The 14,163-nt window shown below is 35.6% G+C and carries 12 protein-coding genes; 9 read left to right on the forward strand and 3 right to left on the reverse strand.

Annotated elements, in window-relative coordinates:
* Positions 1 to 188: 188 nt before the first annotated feature.
* The 3 genes from ACQV2G_RS07440 (at position 189) to pepF (ending at position 4,054) form a co-directional block, all read left to right on the forward strand.
* Entirely contained in the window at positions 189 to 944 is a 756-nt protein-coding gene (locus tag ACQV2G_RS07440; RefSeq protein ID WP_428873604.1) for an adaptor protein MecA, read from the forward strand.
* A 58-nt stretch (positions 945 to 1,002) separates the two neighbouring features.
* Positions 1,003 to 2,118 carry a competence protein CoiA gene (locus tag ACQV2G_RS07445; protein WP_428874860.1) on the forward strand — a complete coding sequence of 372 codons (1,116 nt, stop codon included), beginning with the start codon at positions 1,003 to 1,005 and terminating at the stop codon, positions 2,116 to 2,118.
* Between the two features lie 121 nt (positions 2,119 to 2,239).
* A complete protein-coding gene (gene pepF, locus ACQV2G_RS07450; RefSeq protein WP_428874859.1) occupies positions 2,240 to 4,054 on the forward strand; it encodes an oligoendopeptidase F in 1,815 nt (604 codons plus the stop codon).
* A gap of 43 nt (positions 4,055 to 4,097) precedes the next feature.
* Here pepF and trmB read toward each other — a convergent pair whose 3' ends face one another.
* The 3 genes from trmB to ACQV2G_RS07465 all read right to left on the reverse strand — a co-directional run bounded on the left by trmB (position 4,098) and on the right by ACQV2G_RS07465 (position 6,072).
* Positions 4,098 to 4,775: a tRNA (guanosine(46)-N7)-methyltransferase TrmB gene (gene trmB / locus ACQV2G_RS07455; RefSeq protein ID WP_428874857.1), complete on the reverse strand. Its 678-nt coding sequence runs from the start codon at positions 4,773 to 4,775 to the stop codon at positions 4,098 to 4,100.
* A gap of 12 nt (positions 4,776 to 4,787) precedes the next feature.
* Complete coding sequence (locus ACQV2G_RS07460; RefSeq protein WP_428876493.1) at positions 4,788 to 5,567, reverse strand: phosphotransferase; 780 nt, start codon at positions 5,565 to 5,567, stop codon at positions 4,788 to 4,790.
* A 178-nt stretch (positions 5,568 to 5,745) separates the two neighbouring features.
* Positions 5,746 to 6,072, reverse strand: a complete 327-nt coding sequence (locus ACQV2G_RS07465) for a hypothetical protein (RefSeq protein WP_428873609.1) — start codon at positions 6,070 to 6,072, stop codon at positions 5,746 to 5,748.
* 197 nt (positions 6,073 to 6,269) lie between these two features.
* Between ACQV2G_RS07465 and pepA the strand changes: the two genes are divergently transcribed.
* From pepA to ACQV2G_RS07495, 6 genes are all read left to right on the forward strand, one after another.
* Positions 6,270 to 7,343, forward strand: a complete 1,074-nt coding sequence (gene pepA, locus ACQV2G_RS07470; protein WP_428876494.1) for a glutamyl aminopeptidase — start codon at positions 6,270 to 6,272, stop codon at positions 7,341 to 7,343.
* A 13-nt stretch (positions 7,344 to 7,356) separates the two neighbouring features.
* Entirely contained in the window at positions 7,357 to 7,986 is a 630-nt protein-coding gene (gene ytpR / locus ACQV2G_RS07475) for a YtpR family tRNA-binding protein (RefSeq protein WP_428876496.1), read from the forward strand.
* Positions 7,987 to 8,015: 29 nt separating this feature from the next.
* Positions 8,016 to 8,684, forward strand: coding sequence for a hypothetical protein (locus tag ACQV2G_RS07480; protein WP_428876497.1), 669 nt, complete (start codon positions 8,016 to 8,018; stop codon positions 8,682 to 8,684).
* Positions 8,684 to 10,018, forward strand: coding sequence for a UDP-N-acetylmuramate--L-alanine ligase (gene murC / locus ACQV2G_RS07485; RefSeq protein WP_428873613.1), 1,335 nt, complete (start codon positions 8,684 to 8,686; stop codon positions 10,016 to 10,018). The genes ACQV2G_RS07480 and murC overlap by 1 nt, the downstream gene beginning before the upstream one ends.
* 63 nt (positions 10,019 to 10,081) lie before the next feature.
* Positions 10,082 to 12,757: a DNA polymerase I gene (polA, locus tag ACQV2G_RS07490; RefSeq protein ID WP_428876498.1), complete on the forward strand. Its 2,676-nt coding sequence runs from the start codon at positions 10,082 to 10,084 to the stop codon at positions 12,755 to 12,757.
* A 214-nt stretch (positions 12,758 to 12,971) separates the two neighbouring features.
* The gene (locus ACQV2G_RS07495) at positions 12,972 to 14,126 is read left to right on the forward strand and encodes a DUF819 domain-containing protein (RefSeq protein WP_428874854.1); all 1,155 of its coding nucleotides are present in this window, start codon (positions 12,972 to 12,974) and stop codon (positions 14,124 to 14,126) included.
* Positions 14,127 to 14,163 lie beyond the last annotated feature (37 nt).

Below are 14,163 nucleotides of genomic sequence, written 5' to 3' on the forward strand. Positions count from 1 at the left end.
ATAGTGGGACATTTTGATTTGTGTTCTCTTGAGACATTATCATTTACGTTTAACACAGAATAAATAGAATTGCATTGGATAAGCTTGCATAGACAATGTATTTTTGCTAAAATTACGGAACATGACATAATGCTTGGTATGTCTGTTTGTAAGTAGTATAATGGATAAGAAGGTGGAGGTGAATTGCTATGGAAATGGAGCATATAAATGATAACCTAATTAAAGTTCTAATTGGATCTGAGGATCTAGAAGAACGGGGTATCGACTTTTTAGACCTAATAGGGGACCAATCACGGATTGAAAAATTCTTTTACTCAATTTTAGAAGAAGTGGATATTGACCATCATTTTCACGATTCAGAAGCTGTGACATTCCAAGTGATTCCTAACAGCGAAGGCTTAGAATTGTATATTAGCCGTGCCAATGTTGAGGAACTTGATGAGGTTTGGGAAGATGAACTAACGAAGCGTCTTAAAGAACGCAAAGAAATGTCCCTGAAGGAATCCTCTAGTGAAAATATGACCGATTCAACTGCTGAATCGAATCAACAAGTAAGCTCCTCTACTAATAAGAAAACTAAGAAGACGGCGATTGAGTCGATGATGAATTTATTTAATCCTAAGTCTGAGTCAAAAGATGAAGACTTATCACAAGAGCAACCTATTGAAGGAGTCATTCGTTTTAGTTCATTGGATAATTTTTTAAGACTAGCTCGTGAAATACCAAGCGAATTGCTAGTTTCAGATCTATATTATATGAATTCGCATTATTTCTTGATTCTCTATGATTTAGAACGAACAGTAAGTAAAGATAAACTTGCAACTAAGTTATTGACTCTCTTCGAGTTTGGAGAAATATCAATGGTCACTGCATCTGTTCTAGCAGAACACGGTGAGTTATTAAGAAAAGAAGATGCACTCTTCTTCTTTGGAAATCAATTTTAAATCAATTAAACACCTAACCCCCTTTAGATCTGTATTTCAGATTAAAGGGGGGTTATTAATGTACGCGGCAATAAATCAATTTGGTGAGTTAATCTATGCAAAAGAAGCAAAAAAGGATCAGATTTATGTTTGTCCGTACTGCTTAACTAAAGTAGTTTTAATTAATAAAGAAAAAGGGCGTTCTTACTTCCGACATTTAAAAGCTTGTTCATTAGATATTAAAAATGAGGGTACTTATTTAAAATTTGGTTTAAAAGAGACTCACAGAGGAGAAAGTAAAGAACATAAGCAGGCCAAAAATTTATTACGAGATAATTTCCGAAACTTTGGCTATGAATGTGCGCAAGAGGTTATTTTTGAAAAAATAAATCAGATTGCTGATCTTATGGTCGAAGATAGCTCCTGCGCTTGGATAGTTGAGTATCAAAAATCAGTCATTTCATCAATTGATATGGATAAAAGACAAAAAAATTATCAAGCACTCGGTTTTCAAGTTCAATGGTTAATTGATGATTATTATTTTAAACAACGGGGCTTAAGTACATGGGTTCGACGTTGTATCGCATATTCAAAGAAACTTGGTTATCACGTTTGGACTTTAGATTTAAATCAGTACGAATTAAAATGTTATCACCATATACCTTTAGTTTATAGTTTAAATAATTTAGATATTAAGCTTACAAGCTATTCTTATAAAGAAAATTGGCTATTGGCACTTAATGGAAGCTTAAAAGCAAAGAGCGATGTAAAAAATATTTATTTGAAAAGAAGCGAGTCTAGGAGTATTTCTCTAATTGACTATTCTTTTATTATTCAATCAATAAAATCCAATCTTTCTTATCGTGTTTTCTTAAACCAGCTCTACAACTATCAAATTAACTTGGAAGAAATACCCAGATGGGTTTTTAATAATTGGCAGGTGCAAGCGATGAAAGAGCCTGGCTGGCTGATTTGGATTTGGGCCTTTGAATCAATGTTATGGCTGAATAGAAATTTGAAAATCAACCCTGAAGGAGAGGGGTTAAACTTTTCTTCCTTTTCCTCGAGGATGAATGAACATTTAGATAACAACCACTTTAGTATGTTTCACTTTCCTTTAATGGGCCAATCTAAAACTATATTAGAAGAAACTTTATATATTCTTTATTATGTTCTAAAAAGATTAATGGAGTAAAAACGATTTGTTAGAGAGTCAGAAAATTTTTTTTAAATCATCTAATTAATTAATGATACCGTTCCCATTTAGGATCTAATTATGATAAACTAAGATTATCATAAGAAAAGGGAGTAATGTTATGTCTACACATAAAGCACGTAAGCGTTCTGAGATAGAAGAAAAATATACCTGGGATTTGTCATCCATGTATAAAGACCAAGAAGCTTTTGAATCGGATTTTACAAAGGCTCAACAAATGATTGGTGATTTGAAGGACTTAGAGGGCACGCTAGGTCGAAGTGCAGATCAGCTTGTTAAAGCGATTGAAACGATGAAAGAAACTGAGAGAATCGTTGAAAACTTATATGTTTATAGTCACTTAATCAGTGATCAAGATCAAACCGTTTCTGCTTCACAAAGCTTACAAGCGCGTACATTGCAATTAATTACTGAATTTGATGGAGCTACAGCTTTCTTTGATCCTGAGCTTTTAGCGATTGATGAGGAGAAACTACAGGAATTTATTAAGACCAATGAGTCATTAAAAAAATACCGTCAGTTTCTAGATAATGCAGTACGTTTTCGCCCACACACTTTAAGCCATGCAGAAGAGCTTTTGTTGGCTAAAGCGGGTGAAATTTTTGCCACACCAAGCAAAACATTTGGCTTATTGACTGATGCCGATTTGAGGTTTCCTACTATCAAGGATGAAGAAGGCCATGAAGTAGAGTTAACGCACTCGGTTTATGGAAAGATGCTTGAATCTTCTGACCGTCGCGTTAGAAAAGAAACTTTCCAAAAATATTATAGTATTTTCGACCAATTTAAAAATACATATGCTAGCTTAATTTCTAGTCAAATGAAAGCTCATAATTATCAAGCAAAAGTACGTCACTTTGACTCTGCTCGACAAGCTGCTCTTTTCCAAAACAATGTGCCAGAGTCAGTGTATGATACATTGTTAGAGGCTGTTCATTCACGTTTAAATCTTTTACATCGTTATGTAGCACTTCGTAAAGACTTACTAGGTGTTGAAGATTTAGAAATGTACGATATGTATACACCTTTATTAGGTGAAGCTCCAATTAAAGTGACTTATGAAGAGGCGCAGTCGATTATTTTGGAAGCTGTAAAACCAATGGGTGAAGACTATGTGGCAATAATGAAGGAAGCTTTTGCTGACCGTTGGATTGACCTTTATGAAAATATCGGTAAACGATCAGGAGCTTATTCTTCAGGAACCTATGATTCTAAGCCATATATTTTAATGAACTGGCAAGACTCAATTAATCACCTTTATACCTTAATTCATGAGCTAGGGCATTCTGCACACTCATACTTAAGTCGCAATAACCAAGAGCATATCTATTCTGGTTATTCTATTTTCTTAGCAGAAATTGCGTCGACTACTAATGAAAACTTATTAACTTATTACTTATTAGACAAATATAAAGATCCCGAAATTCGTCTATTCATCTTAAATCATTTCTTAGACGGAGCTAAAGGTACCGTCTTCCGACAAACACAGTTTGCTGAATTTGAACACTTTATGCATACTGCAGATGCTGAAGGCACACCTTTAACACAGGAGTTTCTTTCAGAAAATTATCGTGAGTTAAATGCTAAATACTACGGGGAGGCAGTTAATTCAGATTCTGAGATTGTGCTAGAGTGGTCACGTATTCCTCACTTCTACTATAATTATTATGTTTTTCAATATGCCACAGGATTCTCGGCAGCAACTTACTTTGCAGCTAAAATCTATCAAGGAGATAAAGAAGCTTTAGAGAATTACAAAGGTTTCTTAAAGTCAGGGTCTTCTAAATATGCTGTAGATACTATGAAAGACGCTGGCTTAGATATGACTCAAGCAAATTATATTTTAGCGACGCTTGATGTTTTTGAAGAAAGGCTCGATGAGTTTGAGTCAATCTTGAAAGAACACCGTTCATAATCAGAAAAGTTTTAAATAAATACCCCCCTCAATAGACGAATACCTATTGAGGGGGTTGTGTGTTTAGCAAGCTATTATTTTTTTGTGGGAAATAGGCCTCTAAGCGATAGATTGGGTGACCTTTGGCTGAGAATTTTTCCTCGTATTCAGTTTGTATGTTTCCTTGAAAATCGCTATGATGAAGATCTAACCATACTTGACGAAAAACGAAACCATATTGACTCATAGAAGCTAAAGAATACTGAAAGAGACTCATATTATCTGTCTTGAAATGAATATCCCCATCAAGTTTTAAAATTGTTTGGTATTGGCTTAAAAATTTAGGGGAAGTTAAACGTCGTTTAGTATGACGAGCCTTGGGCCAAGGATCAGAAAAGTTAAGATATACACGGTTGACTTCTCCATCACTAAAGAAATGGTTCAAATCGCCACCGTGGGCATTAATAATTTGTAAATTTTCTAGTTGGGTATTTAGTTGTAAATCCAGAATAGAAACAGCTACTGAAGTTTGTAATTCGATGGCAATATAGTTGATGTTAGGATGGGCTTTAGCCATTTCAACTATAAATTGTCCTTTACCTGATCCAACTTCAATATGAATGGGTTGATTTTTAGCAAAACGCTTTTGCCATTCCCCCTTAAAGTCTTGGGGATTTTGAGTAACATATTTTGGATAGGCCTTTAATTTATCAGCGGCCCATGGTTTATGACGTAATCTCATAGTCTCTCCTTTTTAATTTTCATAGATGTTTTTTAGCAAAACAACAGTTTCATTGACTTGATAATGACGATCTTCTGCATAATATTCTTTAATCAGATTAAGGCAAGCTAGGAGACTGTACCATTTTACCCGTTTTTGAAAGGAGTCAGTAATAGGAAATTCATAGAGATTAAACCATTGCATCCATTCTGTAGGTGAAAAATAATGACAAAGTAGATAGCAGATATCAAATAGTGGATCAGCAATTTTAACATTATCCCAATCGACTAAGTATAAATGTTGGTCATTTGTTAACAAAAAGTTATTATGATTAAGATCTCCGTGACAGATGCAGTAGTCTATCTCTAAAAAATCTCGATCAATCATGTGCTCCATCTGCTGGATAATATGATTAAAATAGCTGTGAAACTTTAATGAATGGGGTAGACCTTGATAATAATCCTTTATTAAATCTAGAGGAGACGACTCCTGAGCTTTTGCGCGTTTGAGTAGATTCAAAAGAGAATCGTTTTGGTGGATAGAGCGGATCAAACCAATGACTTCTTGGTTAGCCATATCCTGTTTATTTAATAATTGACCCTCCTCCCATTCTTGAGCAGTTAATATGTCTCCCGTATAAGTTCTTTGAGTCCATTTTAGTTTAGGGGTAATACCTTCAGCAGCTAAAGCAGCGATAAAGGGCGAGGTGTTACGTTTAAAAAAGACTTTTTCGTCTTTACTGACGCCCATATAAGCTTGACCAGTGTTTCCGCTCAATGGGGTTATTTGCCATTCTTCACTATCATGGTACATAACCTCGCTCCTTTCATTAAAGTGATACTCTTTATTCTAACATGCTAATCTTTTAGGTCAACAGCTTTTATTTTTGATTATAAATAATAATATATAGATTATTTTAAAAGTATAAATGGATTAGTAAAATTTGAACATAAGAAAAAGCACCTTAAAGTGCTTAGAAAATGTATGTAAGTTAAGCTTCGAAGGTATTTAAAATTTCTCCAGTATAGATATCTGCAACAAAGTGGTAGTGAACGATCTGGTCATTTTCCTTACGTGAGATGCCTCCTGTGTATACCAATGGACGGGAATTGTAGGTAGTATATTCAATAGGGTCATAATCGATCCAAGAACCTGTGATTTCTCCTTCAAGCGCGAAGGCTTCACGAATACTTTCTAATACCTTACCAGCGTTTAAGGGGCGATTTTCCTTATATAATAGCGTACCTGCAGCACCAATAACAATTCCAGATATCAACACAATTGTTCCTAGTAAGCTGTAATTTTTGTTTTGAGACATATCTTTCCTCCTATTTGTGATAAGTAATCTAATTTCTTATCGCTTTTGAAACTTATCTTGATCATACCATAAATTTTATTTAAAGAATACTTTTCAAACTTGTACGCCAATTGCTTTTAAAGTATTTTTGTGACAGAATAAAAGGAGAATAATAAGTCAAATAAAGATGAGGAGGGTGTGGCTTAGCCACAAATTTTATGAACGATCAAACTTTTGCCTTAATAAAAAAGTTAACTGAATTACAAGGAATCTCAGGTCACGAAAAACGTGTTAGAGACTTCATGCATCAAGAAATGTCTCCGCTTGTTGATGAAATACATCAGTCTAGTTTAGGAAATATCTTTGGTATCAAACATAGTAAGAAAGAGGGAGCACCTCGTTTAATGGTGGCAGCGCATATGGATGAAGTGGGCTTTATGGTTCGTGAAATTACCGATCGAGGCCTTTTCAGAGTAGTCCCAATTGGTGGATGGAACCCTTATGTGATTTCAGCCCAACGCTTTACGTTGCAAACTAAAAAAGGCGATTATCCGGTTGTATCTGGAGCAGTTCCTCCTCATCTCTTAAGAGAAAAAGGCGCTAAATCACAGCTTAAGGCTGATTCTATTCTTTTTGATGCAGGATTTACTTCTAAGGAAGAAGCAGAAGAATTTGGAGTGAGATTAGGCGATCCAATTGTACCCCAAGTGGAAACTATTAAGACAGCAAACGGTAAATCAATTCTGTCTAAAGCATGGGATAACCGTTATGGATGTACAGTTGTATTAGAAACGCTTCGTGAAATTCAAAATGAAGAACTCAATAATGAATTAATTATTGGAGCAAGTGTTCAAGAAGAAGTTGGTTTAAGAGGTATTAGAGGGGGCGTTCATGAATTCCAACCGGATCTTTTTGTAGCGGTGGACTGTTCACCAGCAAATGATATTGAAAAAGCGACTCAAAGTGAAGGGCAATTAGGTGGAGGGTTCTTACTGAGAATCCAAGATCCTGGTATGATTACTCACAAGGGCTTGCGCGAGTATATTGAAGATACTGCAAACACCCATAATATTCCCTACCAATGTTTCTTCTCTAAAGGTGGTACTGATGCTGGAGCTGCTCATACTATGAATAAGGGTGTTCCTAGTGCAGTGATTGGAGTTCCAGCACGTTATATTCACGGCCATCAAACTTTATTTACTATCTCAGATTATGAAGCAGCCAAAGCAATGCTCTTGCATTTAGTACGTAATTTTGATCGCACGACTTATGAAACGATTATTAAATCATAAAAGGAGCAATTAAATGAAAAGTTTAGCATTTTATAATAAAGAAGGAATTGGCGATGTGCTTCTTTTAACTAATGGAATAACGGATGAAGATCATCTTAGCTACGAACGCAAAGGGGATGTTACCATAATTAGAGATCGGACAAATGATCAAGTGATGGGTATTAATATTCATCGTTTATCTAAGCATTTTAAAGTGGAGGGTCAAGGTCTTGTTAAATTAAATAAAGAACAAGAAATGCTGGTTAAAAACCTCATTAAAGAGGCAGGCTTTGATTTAGAGGTCGAAATCGATCGAGAAGAAAAATTTGTGGTTGGATTCGTTGAAGAATGTCAAGCTCACGAAGATTCTGACCATTTAAATATTACTCAAACACGAGTGAGCGAAGATGAAGTCTTACAAATTGTTTGTGGAGCAGCTAATATTGCGCAGGGTCAAAAAGTTTTAGTGGCCAAATCAGGTGCAGTGATGCCTTCGGGCGCAATTATATGGCCTGGTGAATTACGAGGCGTTCCTTCTAGAGGTATGATTTGTTCTACCCGAGAGCTTGGTTTAGAAGATATTCAAAATGATCCAGGCATCTGGGTATTGCCGAATCATTTTGAAGTAGGAACAAGTTTAGCAGAAGTAATTCAAAGCTATTAATTTAGAGAAAAATCACAAAGGAGATCGCTATGACTTCTGAATATAAAGGTCCAGCTTTCAAAAAAGGTCATCACTTAGCTGGAAACAAGAAAAGAAAATTTCATCTTGGTATGGGGAGTCATCGTAGTTCTGAACACGCTTTAGAAGAGCCCGCTTTTAAAAAGGTTCAAAAGAAGATAGAATCTAATAGAATGTCAGATAGACCTTCTGATCGGTGGTTTGAATCCGGTTCAGGAATATTAGAAAGCTTTTCAGACAAACCACTATCATCCTCTTATCAAACAGCTTATGGACGGGAAGCAAAGCATTACCGACTTGAAAAAGCTAGTCAAGCCATGCAAAGCAAGAAAACTTTAGATGAACAGTTTGAAAATGAGCCAAATGAGACAAAGTTTTCTTATGCTTATGATATTCCTTTCTTGCATAATAAAGATTATCGTAGGAATAATATGGAAAACAAATTGCAAAAGGATTATAATAACTCATTGTCTACAAGCGAAAGAGAAAAAACTAAACAAGGCAATCAAGTAATAGAAGAACGTTTAGCCAATATTGATCATTCCTTGAAAGCTGTTCAACGGATGCAAGAAGGGCAGCAAGAGTGTTGGACTATGAAAAAAGTTGACCGTCAGATACTCAAACGTTTAGTGAAAGACAAGCAATCCTTTCTCTTGTTTACTAAGGAGGATAATGAATAATGTTAGATAAAAATACTGTTTATCACTTTGTGGGAATAAAAGGCTCTGGTATGTCTGCCCTTGCTTTGGTTTTACATGGTGAAGGATACCATGTACAAGGTAGTGATGTAGCTACTTATTTCTTTACACAACAAGAATTAGAAAATCAATCCATCAAAATTCTAGAATTTTCAGCCGATAATATCCAAGCGAGGCAAACGATTATAGCAGGCAATGCATTTAATGATGAACACCCTGAGTTAGTGAAAGCGAGAGAATTAGGTCTACCTATTTATCGCTACCATACCTTTATTGGTGACTTATTAAAACAATACACTTCAATTGCTGTCACAGGTTCACACGGTAAGACTTCTACGACTGGTTTGCTGGCCCATACTTTAAAAAAACTAGCTCCTCTTTCTTATCTCATTGGTGATGGTACGGGTTTTGGCGATGAAGAATCTACCTACTTTGCCTTAGAGGCTTGTGAATATCGCCGTCATTTCATGGCCTATCAACCTGATTATGCGATTATCACCAATATTGATTTCGACCATCCAGACTATTATCAATCCATTGAAGATGTCTTTTCGGCCTTTAATGACTTTAGCCACCAAGCAAAAAAAGGAATTATCGCTTGGGGGGATGACCCATTTTTATCTAAATTGCAATCAAATGTTCCTGTCTATCGCTATGGCCTCAATGATAACCAAGAGTTTTATACTGATAATATTCAACGTACGCCAAAAGGCTCTGATTTTGACGTATATATTAAAGGAGAAAAATTTGGACACTTTCACCTTCCTGCTTATGGCGAGCATAATATTTTAAATGCCTTAGCGGTTATTACCTTACTCTATTTAGAAGGATTTAAGGCTAAAGACATTGCTGAACAAATGGCAAGCTTTCAGGGGGTAAAGCGTCGTTTTTCAGTAAGACAAGTTGAAGATTTAATTATTATTGATGACTATGCCCACCATCCAAGTGAGATAAAAGCAACAATTGATGCGGCTCAACAAAAATATCCTAATCGACGGGTAGTAGCAATCTTTCAACCCCATACTTTCAGTCGTACCGTAGCTTTGCTTAATGAATTTGCTGAAGCTTTATCAATTGCAGATCATGTTCATTTAGTTGATATTTTTACTTCAGCTAGAGAACAATCAGGTGATGTCAAAATTGAAGATTTAGCTAGAATGATTAATGAAAAAGTTGAAATTATTTCGAAAGATCATCTTTCACCGCTTATGGATTACAAAGATGAAGTCCTTTTATTCATGGGAGCGGGAGATATCGACCATTTAGCTCGTCAATTTGAAACAGCCTATGCGAGTCTTCATGTAAAAAATTTATAATGTAATTTGATTCTTAAAGCCAGCGAATTCGTTGGCTTTTTGCATAAATAAAGGAGTGACATAATGTCAAAACGTACCATACTTTTAATTGATGGATCGAGTTTAGCCTTTCGTTCTTTCTTTTCAATCCTTGATATTGAACGTTTTAAAAATCGATCAGGTCTTCATACTAATGCTCTTTTCACTTTTAAGAGAATGTTAGATAATGTCTTGAGTCAATTTAAGCCAACCCATGTTTTAGTGGCATTTGATAAGAGTGGTGGCACTTTTCGGACAGAAAAATATCAAGACTATAAAAGTGGACGCCAAAAGACACCTACTGAATTCAAAGAGCAGATGCCATATTTTCGTGTGCTGTTAGAAGCCTATGGGATTAAACATTATTCTTTAAGTAATTATGAAGCGGATGATATTATAGGAACTCTTGCTTATCAAGCAAACCAAGCAGATCAAGTTATTGTCCTATCTGGAGATAAAGATTTAACTCAATTAGCCAGTGATAAAACAACTGTGTATATTACGCGTAAAGGTGTTTCTGACCTAGAAGCATACACCCCTCAATCAATCCAAGAAAAATGGGGGATTGAGCCTTTACAAATTATTGACATGAAAGGTCTTATGGGGGATTCATCTGATAATTACCCAGGTATTACTAGAGTGGGTGAGAAGACAGCACTTAAATTACTTCATCAGTTTGGTTCAGTAGAAGCCATGTATGATCGCTTAGATGAGTTAAAAGCTTCTAAAATGAAAGAAAACATTATTAATGATGAAGCTAATGCAAGGATGAGTAAAGATTTAGCTCGTATTCTTCATGATGCACCGATAGAATTGACAATTGAGGAGACTCTTTTGCCCCAACCAGATTATCAAGCTTTAGCTGAGTTCTATCGTCAAATGGACTTTCAATCCTTCTTGAAAGACTTGCAAGTTGAGCAAGGGGAGTCGAGTACGATTAATCAAGCAGCAGAAGATTTACCTGAAATTTCCATCCAAGTAATCGATTCAGCAGACCGGATTGAACCCACTATCTTACCTGATCAAGCAGTGTATTACAGTGAAATCTTACAGGACAATTATCACTTTGCCCCTATTAAAGCGGTCGCTTGGTTAGACTTTAAACAGAATCAATTGTACATCCTTCCTGAAGACTTAGCTTTTAGCAGTCAAGTTTTTAAAGAGTGGTTAACTAACGAAGACAAGCAAAAAATCTTTTTTGATTATAAACGTGAAGCGGTCATAGCTTCCCGTTACGATACACAAATTAATGGCATAATGATGGATGTTTTGATTGCCACTTATTTAATTGATACAAAAAACAACCAAGAACTTGCGGATGTGGCTAATCTTTTAAATCTGCCAGTGACAGTGCAATACGATGAAACGATCTATGGTAAGGGAGCAAAAAGAGCTTTACCTGAAAATAAGGATCAGTTTTACCAACATTTAGCCAATAAATTACAAACTCTAAAAGCAGTTCAACAACCATTAGAAAATCGTTTAGAAGAACTAGAGATGACAGACCTCTATCATGAAATAGAGTTACCTTTGGCTCAAACCTTAGCCAAGATTGAAATCGGTGGCATAAAGGTTGATCGTTCAACTTTAGATGAAAAAAATGAGCAAGTTCTAATTCGTATGCAAAAAATGGAAGAAGAAATTCATAACATGGCTGGCTCAACTTTCAATGTGAATTCTCCTAAACAATTGGGTATTGTTCTTTTTGAAGATTTAGGCTTGCCTATTATCAAGAAAACAAAAACCGGGTATTCTACAGCAGCTGATGTTTTGGAAAAGTTGAAAGACAAGCATCCCATTGTCCCAGCTATTTTAGCCTATCGACAGATTGCAAAATTACAGTCGACCTATTTAGCAGGGCTTCCACCCTATATTAAAGAAGATGGTAAGATTCACACACGCTTTGTCCAAACTTTAACTCAAACAGGACGTCTTTCATCCACTGATCCTAACTTACAAAACATACCAATCCGAATCGAAGAAGGACGGCTAGTGCGTCAAGCTTTTGTACCAAGCAAGAAGGGCTGGAAGTTATTTGGGGCGGATTATTCACAAATTGAATTACGCGTTTTAGCTCATATTTCGCAAGATCAACACATGCAAGAAGCGTTTAGAAATAATGAAGATATCCACTCTGCTACGGCTAGAAGAGTCTTTAACCTAGAAGATGATCAGGCAGTAGATGCAGACCACCGTCGCCAAGCCAAGGCAGTTAACTTTGGAATAGTATATGGAATTTCTGATTATGGTTTATCACAAAATTTAAACATTACCCGTAAAAAAGCCAAGGCTTTTATTGATCGTTACTTTGAAATGTTTCCGGGCATCAAAACATTTATGGAAACGATTGTGGAAGAAGCTAAAGAAAGAGGCTATGTAAAAACACTCTTCAATCGCCGGCGTTATTTACCGGATATTCACGCTACCAATTTTAATGTTCGTTCCTTTGCAGAACGAACTGCTATGAACTCGCCAATTCAAGGAAGTGCGGCTGATATTATTAAAGTTGCCATGGTTAATTTAGATCAGCGCTTGAAAGAGGAAGACCTTCAATCACGCATGATTTTACAGATACATGACGAATTGATCCTTGAAGGACCAGAAGAAGAAATGTCGATCTTAGAAAAAATAGTTCCACAAGTGATGGAGGAGGCTGCTGATTTGAGTGTTCCACTAAAAGTAGACTATCATTATGGAGATTCTTGGTTAGAGCTTAAATAAATAGAAATAAACTCACAACAAAATGTCTTAGAACTTGAAAATTCTTAAGAATTTAACTTGTGAGTTTTTGATTTATCATATGTAAAAGTTTACTAATTTTTGTTATATTGAGAAACTTAAATTTTTCATTGACGCACTTTTAAAATTAATATAAAATAAAACTAGCCACTTTGAAAGCGTTATCAAACAGTGGTAAAATAAAAGGAGGTTTTTTATGATTACGAATGGATTTCACTTTATCGCCTTCATGTTACTTTTCATAGGTGTAATGGTTTGGCTTGAAAGCAAGTATAAGGATTCGAAGTTCTTTACTTATGTACCAGCACTGATAATAGTTTATTTTGGAACGATGTTATTTTCAACCTTTGGTTTTTGGCAAGGGGAGGAAGTCTTGGGTGCAAGGGGAGCGATTAAGGATGCTATTCTTCCAGCTATGATCTTTCTAATGCTTCTAAGAGCTGATTTAAGAGATATTGCCAAGTTAGGCTGGAAAATGATCCTATCATTTTTCTCAGCAACAATCACGATTACAATAGGTTTTGTAATCGCTTTCACCCTATTCAAAGGCATTCTATCGCCGGATGCTCCGCTCACGCTTGGTGCCTTAGCAGGTAGTTGGGTAGGTGGCGTCCAAAATATGTCTGCTGTTATGGAATCATTAAATCTTAATAGTGAAAGTATGGGATACACTCTTTTGATTGATTCGATTGATTATTCAATGTGGATAATGTTCTTGTTAGCTATGGTACCTTTTGCTAAAAAGTTTAATAAATGGACCAAGGCTGACACCTCTGTCATAGATAAAGTGAATGAAAATTTAACTATTAAATTTGATAAAATTAGCACAGCCATTGAGCATCATCATATTCTACTGTTATTAGGTTTAGCTTTTAGTTTTACTGCCCTAGCACAAACGATAGCTGGCTACTTACCTGGTAACTTTGAAACAGGCTGGACAATCATTATCGTTACTTTTATTGGTTTAGCGTGCGCTATGACACCTTTAGGTAAGATTCCGGGTGCTCCACAGCTATCGAATGTTTTGTTATATTTATTAATTGGTTTAATTGCAGCTACTTCAAATTTTGCCGAATTAACCCAAGCCCCAGCTTATATTTTAACTGGTTTTGTTATTTTGTTAGTTCACGGCATATTAATGTTAATTATAGCTAAGCTTTTTAAGTTGGATTTATTCACATGTGGGGTGGCTTCATTAGCTAATATAGGTGGAGTAGCATCTGCACCAGTTTTAGCAGCGGCTTATTCTCAATCTTTAGTGCCTATTGCTGTATTAATGGCCTTAATAGGTGTAAGTACGGGAACATTTATTGGAATACTAATTTCAAATCTTTTAGCATTTTTAGCTTAAAATCTTTAAAAACTGTATCTTTTAAGATGTGACAACA

The sequence above is a fragment of the Facklamia sp. P12955 genome, assembly GCF_050409565.1.
Classification (GTDB): Bacteria; Bacillota; Bacilli; order Lactobacillales; family Aerococcaceae; genus Facklamia.